Origin of the sequence: Tahibacter caeni (genome assembly GCF_024609805.1) — a bacterium.
GTDB classification, from domain to species: domain Bacteria; phylum Pseudomonadota; class Gammaproteobacteria; order Xanthomonadales; family Rhodanobacteraceae; genus Tahibacter; species Tahibacter caeni.
In genome coordinates this window covers 17,227-35,868 of record NZ_JANFVR010000013.1, presented here as the reverse complement: position 1 = coordinate 35,868, position 18,642 = coordinate 17,227, and the positions used below count along the sequence as shown (strand labels likewise).

Genomic DNA, 18,642 nt, shown 5'->3' with positions numbered 1-18,642 from the left:
GGCTCGATCGCCGTCACGCGCGGCGCGGCCGGCGGCGGCGCGGCGCCGGCCAGGGTGAACGGAAAGCAGGCGGCCAGGCGCGGCGAATCGGCGAACAGCGCGACGTCGTAGGTGCCCGGCCGGGTCACCGGCATCTGCGCGGTGTATTCGCCGCGGCGGCCTTCGCGCAGGCCGTGATCCACGACCAGCACGGCGCGCGGCCTGCGCCCGTAGGTGCGAAACCCGCCCGCGGGCGCCGCCATGCCTTCGCGATAGAGATAGATCATCTTGTCGCTGCCGTTGGCGACCAGCACGGCCGGGCCTTCCGGTGCCGCGACGATGCCGTCGGCGCCGTCGTCGGGCGCGGCGCCCAGGGCGCTCTGGCCGGCCGGGAACTCGGCGACGTTCAACGGCTTGCCTGTCTGACCCAGTTGCTCCAGCGCGATCATCTGCACGGTTTCGCTGCCGCGCCGGTGCACGTACGCCAGCAGCGGCGTGAAGCTGACCTGGTCGGGGCCGTCGCTGATGTCTGCGTTCTGCACAATGGCATTCGTGGACGCATCGAGCACCTGCAGGCGGTTGCGCTGCGGATTCGGCAGCAGCGCGAAGCGGCCGCCGGGCGCGAAACGGATCTGGCTCGCGCCGCCGTCGACGGCGATCTCGCCGCGCTGCCGGCGTTCCTTCGCGTCGACGACGAACACGCGGCCCTGCTCCGCGTCCAGTGCGTAGAACGCCTTGGCCGCATCCGACCAGGCGAGCCGCCGCGGCCGGCCGTCGAGCGCGACGGTGCCGACGCGCCGCGCGCCGTGCGTGTCGATCACGTGGACGCGGTCGCCGGCGATCGCCGCGAGACGCTCGCCGGTGTCGTCCAGCGCGATGGCGGCGACTCTGCCCAGCGGCACGGCCAGCGATTCGAGGCTGCGCCGGTCGATGCGTGTGACGCCGGCGTCGTCGGCGACCCAGACGTGATCGGCGCTCTGCAGCAACTGGCGCGGATTCAGCCCCGTGGGCACCTGCGCCGTCACGCGCCATGCCCGGGTGTCCGCCACGGCCACCTTGTTTGCGAGCGGCTGCGACACGAACAGCCGGTCGCGTTCCGGCGTCAGTTGCCAGTCGGCGCCGGGTTTTTCCAGCTCCAGCAGCGCGAGCAGCTTGCTGCCGCCGAAGCCGAACAGAGGATCGACCACGCTGATCGCGGCCTCGTCGTGCATGGCCAGCACGAAATAGCTGTTCAGGTCGACGTCGGCGCGGCTGAACAGATCGCCGGCGAGGTAGCCGGCGATCTGCCGCTTGCAGTCCGCCGCGGGTTTGTCCGGATCGCGGCGCAGGCCGAGCCAGGCAGCCGGGCGCAGGCCGCTGAGCGGGCGGCCGCTCGCGCCGTCGCTCAGCGTGAAGCGGAACGCGGTTGCGTCGCCGGGCTGCGCGCCCGCTTCGGCGTCGAAGCGGATGCTGATGCCCTGGTCCGAGGCCTGCTGCGGCGGCGCGGCCTGCGCCGCGCCGGCCAGCAGCAGGGCCAGCGTGAGCGGCCAGGTTCTCACTGGCGCGGCAGCCGTTTCGTCGTGTTCGGAATGACGTCGCGCAGCGGCATCAGCTTCGCACGCATCGGCGGTGCATCGGCGTCACCGGTGTAGGGCGCCGTCGTGTCGCCCCAGCGCGCGATCCCGCCGGCGGGCGAGCGCACCTCGAACGCATCGGGCAGCCGTCGTGGCGCGACGAGGCTCCAGCGTCCGTTCACGACGGGCGCCGTGGCATCGCCGAGTCGCACCTGGCGCACGCTGCCGCCGGCCTCGCAGATGCGGCGGCCGTTCGCGTCGCCGACGGCGACGGGACACGGCGTCACGAAGCCGCGAACGACCTTGCGTCCGTTGGGCAGCGTGTCCACGGCGTCGATGCCCACCGTGTCCGGCCACGCCTGCGCACCGGCTTGCGGCGTCCACGGCGCGACACGGAACAGTCCCCAGGCGCCGGCCTGGAACATGTTCGCGGTCCAGCCGCGATAGAGGTAGTCGCCGGGTACGCGGAAACGGCCGCCCGAGGGCGTGGAGCCCGGCGTCTCGTCGAGTATCACGTCGTAGACGCTCGCAGCGCCGTAGCCGGTCAAGGTGGTGGCGACGGCGGACTTCGGGTTGTGGCCGATGCGCGTGGAGCCGGCGGTGAAGGGTTCTTCCTGCCACAGGTGGCCGGTCAACTCCCAGGTGATCTGGTTGTCGCCGTCGCCGCCCGGCATCAGCAGGCGCACGCGCGCCGGCATGCCGGCCGGCGCGCGCAGGATCGGCGTCTGCGGCTCGGCGCCGACCAGCACGTTCGCCGTGGTGCGCGTCTCGTCGACTTGCGACATCGGCAGCAGCGAGATGTTGGTCAGATCGGTCTGCGTGAGGTTGCGCCAGTCCTTCGGCGCGTCGCTGCCCATGGCGCCGTCGAGTTCGTTGCCGAAGCGCAGCCACGCCGGCTCGGCACGATAGTTGAAGCCGGCCAGCGGATTGCCGGTTTCCCACCAGGAGTGACCGTTGGTCAGCATGTTCGCGTCGTTCTGGTACATCAGCACGAATTCGCGGAACACCTTCTCGCCGGCCCAGACCGTGGCCTGGGCCTGGCTGGTCGGATCGGCCTGCCAGCGCGAACCGGCCGGTTCGACCACGAGCGCGCCGAACAGGCCGTGATAGACGTGCATCAGCGGATCGGACGGCAGCAGGTTCACCGAGCCGAATTCCACCGGCGTCTGCGTCGCACCGGCTATCGTGCCGGCATACCACCAGTAGTCGACGCGGCCGCCCGGCGGCGCGGTCTGCACGGGATTCGCGCCGACACTGGCGCCGTCGCTCGTGCGCAGGTCGTAGCTCAGCAACTGCGCATGCAGGCCGACGTTCGGCGACGGCGCGATCTGCACGAAGTTGTACGGCGACGCGTAGGTCAGGCCGAAGCGCGAGGCGGCTTCGTAGGCGGAGAACGCGGGCTCGTTGCCGCTGAAGGTGTTGACCAGCGTGACGTGGATCCAGTCGCCCGCATTGGCGCGCAGCACCAGCGGTTCGACCGTGTCGCGCGGCGTGTGCCGGCCGCCCTTGGGCACGGCGACGTAGACCAGGCCGAGCGGATCCTGCAGCGGATTGGACGTGTCGCTGCGGCCCTGGCCGAGATTCGCGCCGCGGCTGTTGTAGATCAGCGCGCCGTCCGGGCGGCCGAGTGCCTGCTGCACCGTCATCGCGTGTACTTCGTATTCGCGGATGCAGGGCTTGCCGCCGGAGCAATCCGTCGTCATGCCGGGCGGAGGACCGATCGCGTCGGCTCGCGCCGCAGCGGGTTCGTCATACAAAGGCTTCAGGAACGATTGCCGCTGCGTCGTATTCCACGAACGCAGCAAACCCCACGCGCCGTTGGTCAGGCCTTCGTACGATGCATCCGGGTTGTAGAGGTAGTCGACCGGACCTTTCGCATCGAGGCGCGGCATGCGCATCAGCAATTCGTAGTGCTCGGACAGAATGATGAACTGCGTGCTGCGATAGCCCGAATCCGGCTCGAACGGCTCGGCCAGCCAGCGCAGGCCGTGCATCGTGAAGTCGTGCATCGACGTGTGTGCGCCTGCCAGCAGCCGGATCTGTACGTTGTCGCCTTCGTACGCGTGCAGCAGCGGCGTGTATGGATCGGTCGCTCCCATGGCGGCGGCGATCGGATCCCGCGGGAACGTGAAGCAGCCGGTGCCGCTGCACATCGGGTCGATCTGCGCGCCGGCGGCGGGCTGGCGCGAAAAGGCCGGGTCCAGGCGCTCGATCGAGCGGAACGACGCCGACAGATCCGCCGCGTCGGGCGCCGCGGCCGGGTTCGTCACGAGCGGCTTGAACACGCGCAGCGGCAGCGGCTCGCCGCGGTAGTTCATCGAGATCATGCCGGCGCCGAAATCGGAAACCAGCAACGGCTGCGGCGGCCACGGCGCAGAGCCGGGCAGGTTCGGAATCAGCGATTGCGGCAGTTGTGCGGTCGGCTGCGGCGGGCAGTTCAGGCAGTTGAGCACGTGCGCCGGATCGGCCCAGCCGTAGTAGCGCTGGTTCGGCGCGAGCGGAATGCAGTTGAAATCCGGCGGGCGTTGTTCAATCACCTTGCCGTCGGGATCGGTGTAGCGATAGCAGTCCGGCCGGTGGCGGCTGCCGGCGGTGTAGGCGTGCTGCGTATCGCCCCACTCCAGCGCGAACTCGCGGTAGTTGTCGCTCTGGTTCGCGGGCGACTTGAACAGGATGTTCGCGGCGTAGCTGGTCGGGCCGCCGTCGTCGCGCACGCCGAACTGCGTCGTGCCGTCGAGCGAGGTCCAGGTCGAGCCGGCCGGTTCGATCAGCAGGCCGCCGTAGAGGCCGATCATCTGGTGGGTGGACGGGCCGAAATGGTCGTGCGTGAACACGGTCATGTAGGTGCGGTCCTTCTCGCCGACCGCGGCCGGCTGCTGCATCAGCGGGTCCAGCCACCAGCGCTGCACGGTGGCCTGGGCGCCGACCCACGCGCGGCTCTCCGCACCCGGACCGTTGCCCAGCGCGGCGATGGCCTTGGGATGCAGCAGGCGCTGCCTGCGATGCGCCGGGTCCCAGAGGCCGCCGGTCTTGTTGATGCCTTCGATGCGCTCGCGCACTTCCTCGGGGCTGAAGGTGCCGTCTTCGTAGTTGAAGCCGTTCGCGGCGCCGTCGGAGGCCATCACGTCGAATTTCACGAGGTGGATGTGCTGGCCGAGGATGTCGGTGGGCGTGCGCACTTCGAAATCGTCGAGTTCGAAATAGGCCGGCACGAGGTTCGTGTGCCAGTACTCGATGACGTCGTTGTTGTGCGCGCGGAAGAACAGCGGTTCGGGCGGCCGGCGGCCGTCGACGTAGTCCTTCACATCTCCCCACAGCGACAGGATGCGCTGCTGCGGGTAGTGCCAGCCGGCCTTGTTGAACACCGCATCCAGTTGCAGGTTTGCACCTTTGTAGCGGCGCAGCTCGTTGCCGACCGCCTTGCCGTCGACGACGGCCGGATCGGCGAACGGCGCGCCCGGCTGCGGACCGCGCGGCAGGCCGTTGACCTTGAACGGCGCGGGCGCGGCCTCCGGCGTGAAGCTCGCGTGCCGCGGCTGGCCGAAGTACGCCATCGCGCGCTTTTCGACGGCGGTGCCGTCTTCGGGCAGCTCGTAGGCCTTGATCGCGTGCAGGTCCTTGGACCAGTCCAGCGCGGTGTGCTGTTCGTTCGCAATCGTCGCGGCGCTGATCAGGTGACGCGGCAGGCCGCCGTCGAAGCGCTCGCCGGTTTTCGGATCGACGGCGAAATCCAGCGGCGGATGCGGCGGCCGGTGCCCGGCCATGCCGGGCACGAAGAACGGAAAGCCCGGATGACCGTCGCCCTCGACCTTTGCCTGGCCGTCGACGATGCGCACTCTGGCGGGCAGCGGCGCCATGGCGTAGCGCGGCAGCGGCACGACCGCGGGGATCGGCGTGCCGTGCCGGATCTCGCCGTCGGGCAGCGCGCGCGCGTCGCTGCGCGGACGGCCTTCCGCGTCGAGCGCGGTGCCGGCTTCGAACACGTCGTGCACGCGGTACAGCGCCCACATGCCGGCCGCGAAGTGCGGATAGAAATGGCAGTGGAAAATGGAATCGCCGGTCGTGAGATTGCGGTTGCCGCTGCCGCCGAACACCAGCTCCGCGGTGAACGACGAGCCCGGACCGATGGCCTGCGAGTCGAGGTAGTTGCTCTGGCCGGTCTCGGGCGAGCGCAGCCACTGGTGCGCATGGTGGTGATGCACGTGATGCACCGCGGCGCCCGCGTGCAGCACGCGGAAACGCACGTGGTCACCGAGATAGGCGTGGTAGACGTTGGACGGATCGTCCGGATAGAAGGCCTTGGTCGCCTTGCGTCCGGGGTGCGGCTTGCACGGGTCGGCCGGCTCGAAGGTGAGCGGATCGGCGCTGAACTTCACCGTCAGATCCTGCAATTCCGCCGTGGTGCACGGCGCATTGGCCGGCACGTCGACGACCAGGGCCGGATCGCCGATGGCCCAGGAGCTCAGGAAGAATTCCTCGAACTTGCATTCGGGACAGTCGGCGGCCGGCCCCACCCCGATGCGGTTGGCCAGCACCTGCGGCGCGATGCCGCCGATGCCGTAGTTGATCGCGAAGGAATCGGCGCCGGCGTCTTCGCGCGGCACCTGGCTGTTCTTCGCCGACATGAAGTCGGGAAACGCCTGCACCACGTCCTGCGACTCGTGGTAGATCGTCGTGACTTCGCGGAACGGCAGGTTGCGCTCCGGAAGCATCGGGTTGTCGCCGACGGGGATGCTCAGCGGACCGCGGCCGGGACCGGTGATCAGTGCGGTCAGGTCGGTGTGCACGATGCGGTTGTCGCGATCCAGCATGCGCAGGACCGGCAGGCCTGCGCGGGGATGACCCGGCGGAAACACGGCGTCGTAGTCGATGCGCGGATGGCCCGACGGCAAGGTGCCGGTGCTGGCCAGGCGCAGATCGTCCTCGCTGACCTGGCTGCGGTACCACTCGCTGCCGCGCGGCTGGACGTTGACCGCGCCGAACAGGCCCGTGGACAGCTGCATTTCGTTGAAATTGTTGTATTGGCCGGCGGTGCTGTAGAGCAGATTGCCGCCCTCTTCCTGCGCATACAGCCGGTAGGTGATGCTCGCGCCGGGCTGTACGAGGCCGGAGTGCTGGCCGTTGCCGATTTCCGGGTTCTGTCCGGCCCAGGTGCCGTCGCTCGCGATGGTGTCGATGGGCTGCAGCCCGGCGACGTGGATCGACGCGGTGCGCGTGACCGGCTGCATCACGTCGGCGGGTGTCGGCGCGAGCAGGTTCTGGAAACGGATCTCCAGGCAGCTGCCGGCGTTGACGCGCAGCACCAGCGGGCGTGGACGCTTGTCCGGCCGCAGCATCACCTTGCCCGGCTCCAGGCCGGGGTTGGCCGGATCGGTGGAAACGACATCGGCTCGCAGCGCGTAGATCTCGCCGTCGGTGCGCGTCGTACCCAGACGGTTCACCTGGAAGGCGTGGTCGAGCGCGACGACGTCGGCCTGGATGGTGCTGTCGCAGCGCCCGTGCGCGGGCGCGTCGGCTGCCTGCAGCGGCGACGTGCAAAGGGCGGAGACCAGGAGGGCGAAGGCGCACGACCACGACGGCAACGGCAACGGCAAACGCATGGTTTACCTCGCAACGGGAAAGCGGGTGGCTGGCATGGAAACTTGTCTACAAGTTTCGTGGTGGACAATACCTTATTTGCAAAGCTTGGGAAGACTCTGCGACGCAGAGTGACGGCACCCCGCACGGCTGCGGCGCTCCCGCAACGGGGCGGCGCCGGCCGACTGCGGATGCAGTCACCGGCGTTCGCCGATCTTTGCCGCCTTCTATCCCCTGTCAGAAGTGCATTTGTCCAGAAGCTTGCTGAGGCAGGCGTAAAAAACGGCGCCCGGCTATCATGAAACTTCATCATTGCAGTGGTTGCGCGGCGAGGTTGCCGGCGGCGATTGCCGGCGCGCGGCCGGCGGGATAAGTTCGCGGGCGGCGGCAATCGGGGGCGATCATGGGCAAGGGAATCCGCTGCGGGGCCGTTCTGCTGCTCGGCAGCATCGGTGCGCAGGCACAGGACCATGCCGCGCATGCGGCACACGCGGCCGCAGCGATGCGGTCGATGCCGGCCGAGACGGCCGCCGGCACGGTCGCCGACGTGCCCGTGCTGGACCAGTCGGGCCGCACGCGGCACTTTCACCGCGATCTGGTCCAGGGACGGCTGGCCGCGATCAATTTCATCTTCACCCGGTGCACCACGATCTGCCCGCTGCTGGGCACGCGCTTTGCCCAGGTGCAGCGGCAGCTTGGCGGCGATGCGGACCGCGTCGCGCTGATCTCGGTGAGCATCGATCCGGCCAACGACACGCCGCAGGAACTGGCGCGCTGGAGCCGCGCCTTCGGCGCCGCTGCGGGCTGGGATCTGGTCACCGGCGCGCGCGCCGATATCGACCGGCTGGCGCGCTCGTTGGGGGCGTCGGCCGCCGATCCGGCGTCGCACGCGCCGCTCGTGGTGCTGATCGACGAGCGCGGCTCGCCGCGGCCGTGGCGCCGGTTCGACGGCCTGGCCGACGCCGAGGTGCTGACAGCGGCGCTGCGCGAAGCGCTGGCACGGCCCGTGGAATGAAGCTGGCCGCCGCCCTCCTGGCCGTGTTGCCGGCCCTGCAAGGCAGCGCCGGCTCGGCCGACGGCGGCGAGCGCATTTTCCGCGAGGGCGTATCGCCGCGCGGTACGCCGCTGGTCGCGACCGTGGGTGCCGGCGACGCCGTGCCGGCCGCGCTGCTGCCGTGCGTGAACTGCCATGGTCCGGACGGCCGCGGCCGCCGCGAAGGCGGCGTGCGCCCGGCCGATATCAGTCCGGCTGCATTGCTGCGGCCGTTGCGCGACGAACGGCGGCAGCGGCCGGCCTACGACGCTGCGCGCCTGCGCCGGGCGATCACCATGGGCCTTGATGCGGGCGGGCAGCCGCTGGATGCGGCGATGCCGCGCTACGCCCTGAGCCTGGCCGATGCCGACGATCTGCTGGCTTATCTGGCTCGCCTGGATCAGCGGCACGAGGCCGGGGTCGCGCCGGATCGCCTGCGCATCGGCGTGCGCGGCGCCGCATTGGTCGCGCCGACGCAGGAAATCTACGGACGGCGGATCGAACTCGTGTCCTTGTCAGGCCCGCCCGCGCGCAGCGACGACCTGCTGCTGCTCATCGACGCCGGCGCCGACGGCAGCGACAGCCTGGTCGCCGCCGCCGAGGAAGACTTGCCGGCCATCGTCTTCGCGGCGGACACCACCGACCCCGGCCGCAGCGGTTTCGTCATCACCGCGGCGCCGGCGACGCAGCAGCGTGCGCTGGACGAACTCGCGGCATCCGTGCCGGCGCCGCAGGTGGTCCGGGACTGCAGCGAGGCAGCGGTGTCGACGACCGCCCGCACGCTGCTGCTCACCGGCCGGGTCGCTGCCGCCTGCGATCTCACGCGAATGGCGTGGCCCGCCGGCCAGAGCCTGCGCGTCGTGCTGCCCGCGCCGCCCGAAGCAACGCTGCGGCAGGCCGTGGCGGAGCAGGTGTTGCAGCTGGTCGCGGAACTGCTCCGCCAGGCCGGCCGCGAGGTCTCGCGTGCCGCACTCGTCGCCCGGCTGCAGACCGTGCGCGAACCCTCGCTGCCCCCGCTGCCCCCGCTGCACTGGAGTCCGACACGGCACCATGGCCTCGATCACGTCTGGGTACTGCGGCTGGACGACCGGGAAGGCCGATTGCAGCGGGCGCCGGGCTGGATGGCGGTGCCGGAGGCGAAGTAGCCGACCATGACGGGGTCGGGTTCGCTCCCTGTGATGCGGCCGCGCGCGCCGAAGTCGATGACTCGCGCGGCACGGCCGAGGCATCGGTACGGCCGGCGCTTTGCGCAAGCGAACCTGACCCCGGCTGGATTGCTCTCGCGCCGCTTGTGATAACGATTGCCACATCGCAGCGACGGGGCGCACGGTTACTCCAGCGCGTCATTGCGCATAAGAAATACTGCAACGTCACCGGGATCGTGCTGTTCCCTGGCCTTCCCTGCCGCCACCCCTGGAAGACTTCGCGCGAGCGGCTATTTGATCTTCAGATACAACTGGTACTCCACCACGTGATTCGCGCCACGCGTGGTGGCCAGGATGGAGACGAGTTCCACGCCAGCGAAGTGGCCCGAGCTGTCGAGGTTGCGCAGGAACGTCGAAATGAGCGCATTCGACGTGCCTGTGCCGGTCACCGTCACGCTCTTCCCCTCCACTGCGACGCGTTCCACTTCGATGCCTTCGGGCTTCTGGCCGGCGATCAGCGCCGTGGTGGATTCCTGCGTCGGCGTCGCCGCCGCCTCCGCGCCATGAACGAACGCGCCGGGTGCCATGGCCAGAATCATCGTCATCGCCAATCGCTGCATCGGTTGCATCGGAATTCCTTGTGATTCATGCGCGGCCTGGGAGTCGCCGGGGTGCGCCTGCGCTTGCCCGGCTACTTGTTGCTGCTTTGTTCCTGTTTTGTCGAGTCTGAGCGACGTCAGCCTTTCGGGTCGGTCACCATCTTGCCCAGCAGGTCCAGCCAGAGCGTCATCTCTTGCTGGTAGAGCTCATCGTCGATCTTGTTCCCGATCGGGCGCGGAATGGAGACAGTGATGTACCAGTGCAGCGACGCACTCTTGGCCTCGAGCCGGCAACTGGCGTGCCTGAGCGCGTTGGAGACCCGGTCGCACACGGGACCGTTGACGAGCGTGAACCCCGGTGGCAGGCGCTGCTGCTCGGCATCGCGCAGATACTGCCTTGGGCCGACTTCATAGTTGGCCTTGCCGGGCGGCTTGTCGTAGAAACTGGCCTCGAACAGTGAACCGGCGTCGGTTTCCGGATCGGTCACCGGCGGCGGCTGGTACTCGCGCGCGTTGCTCGGCGCACCCGGCACCAGCTTGCCCCCCGGCAGGCGGGACAGCGTGATCGTGCCCGAGTCCTCGCAGTAGACGGGGCGGCTGTTCGGGTCGCAGCGCAGCAACGACGGTTTGTCGGCTATTTCCGGCGTCACGCAAACGAACGTGACTTCGGCTTTGCCGAACATCTCAGAAGCATGTTCCGCGCGATCGGCGGGACAGACGATTGCCGCCAGTTCCGGCGTCAGCGGCGCCTGGCGGTGGCAGCCGGTCAGCAAGCTCGCCGTGAAGGGCAATAGCGCGACGATTGCCATTCGTGTGAATTTCGATTTATCGGTGGGCAAAGAGCGTGACGGTGTGGAAGGTAGTATCGACATGCGGAGCCCCTGAAATCTGTCGTCGGGATTCTATCCATCCACCCCGGAGAACAGGGGGCCGGGTTCGCTTCCGGTACCACCTGCGCCTTGCGCGGGTGGATCGGATCCCCTTCCTATCCTGTTCGATCCAGGGTTCCGCCGTACTGCGACGGGATTCAGCGGAATCCCGAAGTGAACCTGACGCCGTTGCTCCTGCACAAGAAACGAGGGCGCCGTGAACCACGAACAGCCTGCGGTTTCGCTGCACGGATCCTGCCACTGCGGGTCCGTCCGCCTCATTCTCCCCAGCGCGCCTGAAACGGCGACGAGCTGCAACTGCTCGCTATGCCGCCGTACGGGAGGCATCTGGGCCTATTACGAGCTCGGCACGGTCGCCATCCACGGCCACCCGGACAGCACGGAGAGCTACGTATGGGGAGATCGCACCCTGAAGAATTACCGGTGCAGGACCTGCGGCATCTTCAACCACTGGGAACCGATCGAGCTGAAGCCGGGCGTCCGGCACGGCGTGAACCTGCGCAACTTCGAACCCGCGCTCCTGGAGCTGGTCGTCGTCCGGCGCTTCGATGGGGCGGACACCTGGACATTCCTCGATTGAGCGCGCAAGGCGTGATAAAAGGGCCAGGTTTACTTCCGGTGCGGCCTTCGCCTTGTGCAGTTGACGGAGTCAGGTTCACTTCCTGCATAGGGCGCGCTTCGCGGCAGTTGACCAAGTTCGGTTCTCGGCTCCAGCGCGCTGCGACTGGATTTCGGCCACCTTTCGAAATGGACCTGCCCCCTTTGCGTTGGAACCTGACCCCGCCATCCATTCGTGGGGCATGATGGTTACGGTCGACCGCGACCCAGCGGTCGCCTGAGCTGTTCCCATCGGAGAATGACTCCGTGAGTAAAGTAGATGACCTGAGCAATCTGGTTGCGAGCTATGAAAAACGCATGTCCAGTTTTTCATCCCAAGCAATGAACATCAAGAGCAGCGTAATGATTGCTGAGCTCGAAAGAGCAAAGAGCTTGACGGTTATCAGCTTTGCAGCAGTCTACGATATTCTTTCGTCTGTTCAGGCGATGAACGATTCTACAAATCGTTTTGTTGACGAACAGTTGATTATGCTGGAAAAGTCTCGCTCAGAGATCCAAAAAACCGGCGATATCGACTTCAACGATACCGAGCTTGGAAAAGCCACTCGAAACTTTCTTCTTCGCGCATCATCAGCTGTTGCCGAGGCAGCCGCACATGCCGGAAATATGCATATATTGCACCTCGATCTCGTCTATGCCGTCGGTGAGAGCTGGCTGTCTGTTCTCGACGAGTTGTTCGCGAGCCCAGATCGACGCGCCTTCCAAGCGAAGGTCGACATGATCAGAAAGCAACTGCTGTCAAAATTTCCGGTCGTCGGCAATATCGTTGAACTGCTTTTCTTTCTGCAAGAAATATCTGATCCGCTGGGAAAGGAGGCAAGGAGCGCCGACGACTATTTGCGCTCAATCGACAGCTACTGCGATGCTGCTTACGCTTATCTGTCCGGCGCCATAAATTTCTGCATTCAGGTAGAGCATTTTTGTGCAAGGCTAGACCCACCAACGCACGATCAATTGATTGATCGCATTCGGCAACATTTTGAGAGCGTTCAACTAGGGTCGCATCCTGCGACAAAGATCGTTGCCCCAGAGCAACAAGCCGCCCCCAGTCAACCTTGAAGCCATCGTGGAGGTGTGCCTGTGGCGCGATCCGGGAGCAACGGGGCAGGTTCGAATGCCAATTACTTAATGCGCACCGAGCGGGGGCCGGCGGCTTGCGCCGGCCTTGCGACGGCACCGGTGGAAAGCCCGTCACGCAGGTCTGCTGGTATCGCGCTCTCGGGCGTCACGCACGACCCGCTGAGTCCTGGCGTAGTCGGAACTCCGGATTGAAGTGTGAAGGACGACGCATGGTGGCTTCCGCAACCAGCGCCACTACCCGCTGGATTTCGAAGTAGAACCCTGAGCGCCGCTCAGCTTCTGCGCCGGCATAGCGATTGTCGTGGAAGCCATTCACGGTTGCCGCCGCGCCGAACGCCGTGCGGTCGACTTCGGTCGCGCCCGGCTCGCGCAGCGCTCAGCGCTTCGGCCAGACCGGATTGCCGAGTACGTCGGTGACGCGGACCAGGTTGCCGGCATCGTCGTAGTGCAGCTCGTAGTCGGACTGCGCGACGTGGCCCTTCGAGAACAGGTGCACGTGCCGCGGCCGCTGTGCGTCGTCGTAGCGGTAGAGGTACACCGCGAAGGCGCCGCGGCCGCCGACGCCGACATGGAGCCGGCGCCGCTCGTCGAGCCATGCCGTTTCGCCGAGACCGACGAGGCTGGCCGGCTTCGCAAGCGGCGGCACGGCCAGGTCGGGCTGGCGCGTGATCGTCGCGCGCGTCAGGTCGCCCTCGTGGTCGTACTGCGTGACCTGCGGCGACAGTTTCAGGTTCTCGGCCGGATCCACGGTCAGCACATGGCGTCCGCCGACGAAGCCCGAGGCGTAGGCGCCGCCCGAGCGCGCCGCGGTCAGGTCCGCGAACGGCTTCTTCAGCGGCTTGCCGCCGGAGAAGCCCATGAGCTGCATCTGGTACGGCGGCAGGTCGTACAGCGGGCCGGTCGAATATTTCCATTCCTCGACCTGGCCGATCAGCGCGAGGCAGCGCGTCAGGAACGCCTGGTCCGCCTGGCGCTGCTGGAACTGCTGCAGCGCCGCGTCGATGCGCGACGCGATGCCGGGCAATTCCATGACGACGGGTATTTCAGCCATTGCCGGGTCCGATCATTTGCAGCAGCACTCGAAGGCCTTCTTCCAGGCCCCGCTCTCGAGCCGCTGGCCGATGTCTTCCAGGATGCTCGCGACGTTGAGGCCTTTCTTTTCCGCGTTGCGGAGCAGACGGTTGCCGCCTGAAGGAATTCGGTCAGGCCGAGCGGCTCAGAGCGGAATGACGGGCCGGCAGACAGCGACGCCGCCATCCAGATCGGTCGACGGCATGCGCATCGAACAGAGGCACCAGACCCACTCTTCGTCCTGCCAGGGCCAGAAGTACGCGCCGCCGCCCTTGATCGTGCGGCCGTCGGGCAGACGCTCGGCGTCGGGCGCATGGCTGACGGCGAATGCATCGCCGCACCACTCGGCGAAGAACAGGCCGCCGATGCCGAAAGCCGTGCGCGCTGCATCCGGATCGGCGAGGTCGTAGCGCATCCAGGGCTCGATCGCGGCTTCGTCGGGCAGCGTGTCGCCGAACGGAAACAGCGGGTCGCCGCCGGCCTTGGCCACGCATTCCCACTGCGCTTCGCTGGGCAGCGTCGCGCCGAGCGCGACGACTGCCGCTTCCGCGGCCTGCGCATCAAGATAGGCCGGAAAGTCCGCGCGTTCGCCGTCCAGCCCCACACCGGCGAGCAGGCGCGCCTGCGCCACCGACAGCGGCAGCTCAGCGACGAGAAACGCGCCGACGTCGACCGCTGTCAGCGGCGTCATTTCCTCGACCGAGATCTGCGGTTCGTAAGTGATCGCGTGTATCGCGGCGAGGTTGCGATCGCTGAGGCCGACCGGCACGCGATGTGCGGGAATCAGCCGGAACGGAATGCGGCCGCCGCGTTCGCCGTAGTCGACGACGACGCGCGGCACGACCCGGTCGTCACGCGACAGTCGAAACGGCTGCGGCAGCGACAGCTCGTTCGCGACGCGGGCCAATACCGCGTCCTTCGCGTCGTCGGAAAGCGCCTGCCATTCGTTCAGCGACGGGAAATTGCTCAGCATTTCTTCTTGCCGCAGTCACAGGACAGCTGAGGGTAATTCCACTCGCCGTCGTTCGTCATGTAGGTCACCTTGACGCCGCGCTCCTTCGCGAACGCGTCCATGGCCGACTGGCAGCCGCGTCCGCCCGGATTGCACGGCGGGCGCTCGCCGAGAATCACGAGATGATCGCCGGGCTGGGCGATGCCGGAGATCTTGGCCATGATCTTCCGCTCGGTATGCACCATCAGCTGTTCCTGGAAATTCAGGCGGCGCCCGGGCTTCTTGTCGCATCCGCTGAACTCGATGCCCTCGGCCTTGAGGTTGCCGTTCGGGTCCATGAGCGCCCAGACGGCCGTGTGCTTGAGCCCGTGCGGATCGGCCCAGTCGAACGGGTTCGGCGCGTACTGGTACGCGTTGCCGCCGCCGGCGAGCCCGATCGGATCCTGGCTGACGAAACGGCCGACGTCCGGATCGTAATAGCGGAAGCGGTTGTAGTGCAGGCCGGTTTCGCTGTCGAAATACTGTCCCTGGAAACGCAGCGGCTGGTGTACCGGCTCGGCATCCACCGACGCCGGCTGCTCAGGATATTCGACGAGCAGCGTATTGCCCCAGACGCGGTACTGCGCGCGCCAGGCGACGGCGCCGTCGGCACCGGTCAGCTCGCGCGGCGCGCCGCTCTGGTCGGTATGGAAGTAGCGCACGATGCCGGAGGCGGTTGCGGTGGTTGCCGCTTCCGGCGTCGCCGCCGATTCGATCTGCGCGACCGGCACGAAGCTCGAACCGTCGTAGACGTAGGTCAGGCAGCGGCCGCGGCGCAGTTCCTGCAGCAGGCGGTTTCCGTCCCAGACGAACTCGGTCGTGCCGAACGCGTCGCGCTTCCAGGTGCGGCGGCCGAACGCGTCGTAACCATAGGTCACGGACTGCCTGACGCCGTTGCGCGTGATGTCCGCACGCTCCAGACGGTGTTCCGGATCGTAGTGAAGGCGCATGCAGGTATGGCCGCCGATCCGCTTCTCGATCAGATTGCCGTGAGTGTCGTAGCGGAAGCGTTTGTCGTCGTAGGCGACGACCCGGTTGCTGCGCACCGCCTGCTGCGGCGCGTCGACGATGTTGTGCGCCGGATCGAACGCGAAACGCTCGGCGTTGGCACGCGTGATGCGGCCCAGCGCGTCGTAGGCGTAGGCGGTCTGTCCGAAACGCCGGTCGCTGACGGCGGCAAGATTGCCGTCGGCGCCGTAGACGTAGCGCCGCTCCACGACGTCGTCCACGGCGACGGCCGTCTTGCGCGCGCGCTGGCCGACGCGGCGACCGATGACGTCGTAGTCGAAATAGCTAGTGAGCGCGCCCTGGCTGCGCACGGTCTCGCGCTGCATGACGTCGCGCTCGATGTCGGTGACGACGTCGTCGTCGAGCGCGATCTGATGCAGGAAACCAGGGCCGTAGAAGCGCTGCGACAGCACGCGTCCGTCCGGGAGCGCGGTCTGGACGCGGTTGCCGAGGCCGTCGTAGGCGTAGCCGATGCGCCGCTGGCGGCCGAGTACGAGGCTGGTTTCCTCGACGACCTGGCCGAGATCGTCGTAGGCGAGTCCGACGCGACCGCCATTGTTGATCCCGGCGACGAGCCGGCCGGCGGGGTCGTACTCGAACTGCGTGCGCTGTATGCGCTTGTCCGCGGCGCGAGCGACGATTTTCTCGACGACCCTTCCTCCGGCGTCGCGCCGGTATTGCGTGCGTAGCAGGGACGACGAAGCTTCGCGATCCGGCTCCGTCGCAGCCGCCGACTGCGCGCCGAGTTCGCGTTTCTCGAGCACACGGCCGGCGGCATCGTAGACGTACTGCGTGACGCGCTCGTCGAAGCCCTGCTCGGAAACGAGGTTGTCGTTCGCGTCGAACGCGAAGCGGTAGCGTGCGCCGTTCTCGTTGACGATGGCGACGAGCCGTCGCGCGCCGTCGTAGTGATACTGCGCGCGATGGCCCAGCGCGTCGACGCGCGCGAGCGGAGCGCCGTCGGCGGCGAGTTCCCATTCGGTCGTGCTGCCGCCGACGTCGACGCGGCGGATCAGACGCCCGAGCGCGTCGTAGTCGTAGCGCTCGCTCGCTCCGTCGGCGTAGTGCGCCGACAGCAGACGGCCGCTGCGATCGTGGCGGTATTCGGTGCGGGTACCGTCGGGCTGGATCAGCGCCGTCTGGTTGCCGCGCGCATCCCATTCGTAGCGCGTGACGTGGCCGACGCAGTCGACATGCGCGACGAGTTGGCCGTAGCTGTCGTAGTCGAAGTGTTGCCGGCCGCCCTTCGCGTCGACGACGCGCACCACGAGGCCGCGCGCGTCGTGGTTGAAGCAGGTGACCTGGCCGAGCGCGTCGGTGCGCCGGATCAGATTGCCGGCAGCGTCGTAGTCCATGACGGTCGTCGCGCCGGTCGCGTCGATGATCGCTGTCGGAAGATTCCATTTATCGTGATAGTGGATTTCCGTGACCTTGCCGTCCGGCTCGATCGTGGCCGTGGTGTTGCCGCGGTCGTCGTAGCGATACCGCGTCATCTTGCCCGACGCATCGACGATGACCGTCGGCTTACCCCAGGCGTTGTGTTCGTAGCGGGTGACGCCGCCGGCCGGATCCGTGACGGCGACCAGCTCCTTGTCGTCGTTGTACTCGTAGCGCGTGCGGCGGCCGAGGTTGTCGGTGACCGTCGTCGCGCCGGATTCGTAGTCGAACAGCCAGAGTTGGTCGACGTTGGTCGCATGCCGCAGTACGCGGCCTTGCGGATCGTAGCGGTCGTATTCGTAGCGCGAGACGAGCCCGCCCGGCTGGGCGTGCTCGACGAGCATATGGTTGCGGTAGCGGAACTGGCGACGCACGCGGCCCTCGCCGTCGGCCACGGCCGCGAGATCGCCTTCGGCGCTGTAGCTGTACTGCACCAGCGCTTCGAGTTGCGCCGGCGGCCAGGTTCCGTCGGCACGCGGCTCGCCGTGAAGCTGCATGACGGCGCCGAGGCGCCAGCACGCGCCCGAGGCGGTCTGCAGCGCGTCGAAACGCAAACCCAGCAGCCGGCCGGCGGAGTCGTGCACGAACGCCGGCAGACCGCGGTCGTCGTAGAACAGCCGGATGCGGTTGCCGTTGCGGTCCTCCAGTGCGATCAGCGGCAGATAGACGCTGCGCAGGCCTTCGCTGTCGCCGTCGCCCAGGTCCAGCGGCGCGAATATCTGATGCGAGCCGCCGTCGACGGCGCTCAGCCGGTAGCGGCCGTTCGCTTCGCGCGCGAACGTCATCGATTCGTAATTGTCGAAGTGCGCTTCGCCGGGCTCGAGGTCCGGCAGCTCGATCTGCCGGCCGGTGCTGTCGGTCAGCACGAATCCGTCGGCGCGGCGCTGCAGGAACGTCGCGATCGGCAGCGACCAGCCCTGACCCAGCCAGCCGATACCTGTCTGGTCGGAGAAATACGTGCGCTGCCAGCGCAGCGGCAGCGGCGCGGGTAGCTCGAAGTCCCGATCTTCTTCGCCGATCAGGAACTTGATACCGAGCACCGGATTGACCGGCGCGCCGACGCACGTCTTGTTCTTGCAGGGTTCCTTTTTCTTGCCCTTGCCCTTGACGCCGCCGCCGGCATCGCTGCCGGCTTCTTTCGCGGCCTTCTTGCCGGCCGCCTCGGCGCCTTCCTCAGCCGCCTCTTTCGCGGCCTTCTCCGCCGCTTCCTTGGCCGCCTTCTCGGCGACTTCCTTGGCCGCCTGCTTGGCCAGCGCCTCGGCGCCTTCCTTCGCGACGGTCTTGCCGACCGCGACGGCCGCCTTGCCGGCCTTCATCGCCGCGCCGCCGCCGGGGATCAGGTTAGCCGCGGCCGACGCGCCGGAGATCGCGGCGTTGACGTAGTCGCCTTCGGCCGCGTAGATCGCCGCGTTCGCACCGTCGGCGACGATGCCGACCACCGGCACGGCGCCGAGCACATCCAGGCCGGTGTGGACGACGTCGCCCCACTTGCTCCACCAGCTCTTCTTCTCGGGCGGGTTCGCGCTGCCCGATGGCGTGCTCTGCGGCAGTACCGGTTCGTTGGTCAGTTTCCCTATCGTGTTCCCTACGGCCATGATCGCTTCCGCTCAGAAGATAGCTTCGTTGCGTGTCGGTGCCCCCCGGCCGCCTGCCTGCGCAGG

At 67.7% G+C, this 18,642-nt stretch carries 11 protein-coding genes; 4 read left to right on the top strand and 7 right to left on the bottom strand.

Annotation, left to right across the window (positions count from 1 at the left end; genetic code table 11):
• Both NON22_RS02445 and NON22_RS02440 read right to left on the bottom strand, forming a co-directional pair.
• On the bottom strand, positions 1–1,517 hold a 1,517-nt coding region (locus NON22_RS02445), incomplete at its 3' end, for a YncE family protein (RefSeq protein WP_257385307.1).
• On the bottom strand, positions 1,514–7,132 hold the full coding sequence (locus NON22_RS02440; RefSeq protein WP_257385306.1) for a cupredoxin domain-containing protein: 5,619 nt from the start codon (positions 7,130–7,132) through the stop codon (positions 1,514–1,516). The genes NON22_RS02445 and NON22_RS02440, both read right to left, overlap by 4 nt.
• 524 nt (positions 7,133–7,656) lie before the next feature.
• On the opposite strand from NON22_RS02440, the gene NON22_RS02435 reads away from it, so the two are divergent.
• Both NON22_RS02435 and NON22_RS02430 read left to right on the top strand, forming a co-directional pair.
• On the top strand, positions 7,657–8,124 hold the full coding sequence (locus tag NON22_RS02435) for an SCO family protein (RefSeq protein WP_257385305.1): 468 nt from the start codon (positions 7,657–7,659) through the stop codon (positions 8,122–8,124).
• The gene (locus tag NON22_RS02430) at positions 8,121–9,287 is read left to right on the top strand and encodes a c-type cytochrome (protein ID WP_257385304.1); all 1,167 of its coding nucleotides are present in this window, start codon (positions 8,121–8,123) and stop codon (positions 9,285–9,287) included. The genes NON22_RS02435 and NON22_RS02430 overlap by 4 nt, the downstream gene beginning before the upstream one ends.
• Before the next feature lie 290 nt (positions 9,288–9,577).
• Here NON22_RS02430 and NON22_RS02425 read toward each other — a convergent pair whose 3' ends face one another.
• Together NON22_RS02425 and NON22_RS02420 are read right to left on the bottom strand one after the other, a co-directional pair.
• Positions 9,578–9,916: a PilN domain-containing protein gene (locus NON22_RS02425; RefSeq protein WP_257385303.1), complete on the bottom strand. Its 339-nt coding sequence runs from the start codon at positions 9,914–9,916 to the stop codon at positions 9,578–9,580.
• A gap of 107 nt (positions 9,917–10,023) precedes the next feature.
• Complete coding sequence (locus tag NON22_RS02420; RefSeq protein ID WP_257385302.1) at positions 10,024–10,695, bottom strand: hypothetical protein; 672 nt, start codon at positions 10,693–10,695, stop codon at positions 10,024–10,026.
• A gap of 277 nt (positions 10,696–10,972) precedes the next feature.
• On the opposite strand from NON22_RS02420, the gene NON22_RS02415 reads away from it, so the two are divergent.
• Together NON22_RS02415 and NON22_RS02410 are read left to right on the top strand one after the other, a co-directional pair.
• Complete coding sequence (locus NON22_RS02415) at positions 10,973–11,356, top strand: GFA family protein (RefSeq protein WP_257385301.1); 384 nt, start codon at positions 10,973–10,975, stop codon at positions 11,354–11,356.
• Between the two features lie 284 nt (positions 11,357–11,640).
• Positions 11,641–12,453, top strand: a complete 813-nt coding sequence (locus NON22_RS02410; protein WP_257385300.1) for a hypothetical protein — start codon at positions 11,641–11,643, stop codon at positions 12,451–12,453.
• Between the two features lie 397 nt (positions 12,454–12,850).
• Here the strand turns inward: NON22_RS02410 and NON22_RS02405 are convergent, their stop codons facing one another.
• The 3 genes from NON22_RS02405 to NON22_RS02395 all read right to left on the bottom strand — a co-directional run bounded on the left by NON22_RS02405 (position 12,851) and on the right by NON22_RS02395 (position 18,576).
• Positions 12,851–13,525: a hypothetical protein gene (locus NON22_RS02405; protein ID WP_257385299.1), complete on the bottom strand. Its 675-nt coding sequence runs from the start codon at positions 13,523–13,525 to the stop codon at positions 12,851–12,853.
• A 165-nt stretch (positions 13,526–13,690) separates the two neighbouring features.
• Positions 13,691–14,518 (bottom strand): hypothetical protein, encoded by an 828-nt coding sequence (locus tag NON22_RS02400; RefSeq protein ID WP_257385298.1) that lies wholly within the window; start codon positions 14,516–14,518, stop codon positions 13,691–13,693.
• Positions 14,512–18,576, bottom strand: a complete 4,065-nt coding sequence (locus NON22_RS02395) for an RHS repeat-associated core domain-containing protein (protein ID WP_257385297.1) — start codon at positions 18,574–18,576, stop codon at positions 14,512–14,514. The genes NON22_RS02400 and NON22_RS02395 overlap by 7 nt, the downstream gene beginning before the upstream one ends.
• Positions 18,577–18,642: the final 66 nt, after the last annotated feature.

Bases quoted from the DNA above. Each gene is read 5' to 3' on its own strand.
- NON22_RS02430 (WP_257385304.1), top strand. From the start codon at position 8,121: ATGAAGCTGGCCGCCGCCCTCCTGGCCGTGTTGCCGGCCCTGCAAGGC.
- NON22_RS02420 (WP_257385302.1), bottom strand. From the start codon at position 10,695: ATGGCAATCGTCGCGCTATTGCCCTTCACGGCGAGCTTGCTGACCGGC.
- NON22_RS02405 (WP_257385299.1), bottom strand. From the start codon at position 13,525: ATGGCTGAAATACCCGTCGTCATGGAATTGCCCGGCATCGCGTCGCGC.
- NON22_RS02425 (WP_257385303.1), bottom strand. From the start codon at position 9,916: ATGCAACCGATGCAGCGATTGGCGATGACGATGATTCTGGCCATGGCA.
- NON22_RS02400 (WP_257385298.1), bottom strand. From the start codon at position 14,518: ATGCTGAGCAATTTCCCGTCGCTGAACGAATGGCAGGCGCTTTCCGAC.
- NON22_RS02395 (WP_257385297.1), bottom strand. From the start codon at position 18,576: ATGGCCGTAGGGAACACGATAGGGAAACTGACCAACGAACCGGTACTG.
- NON22_RS02440 (WP_257385306.1), bottom strand. From the start codon at position 7,132: ATGCGTTTGCCGTTGCCGTTGCCGTCGTGGTCGTGCGCCTTCGCCCTC.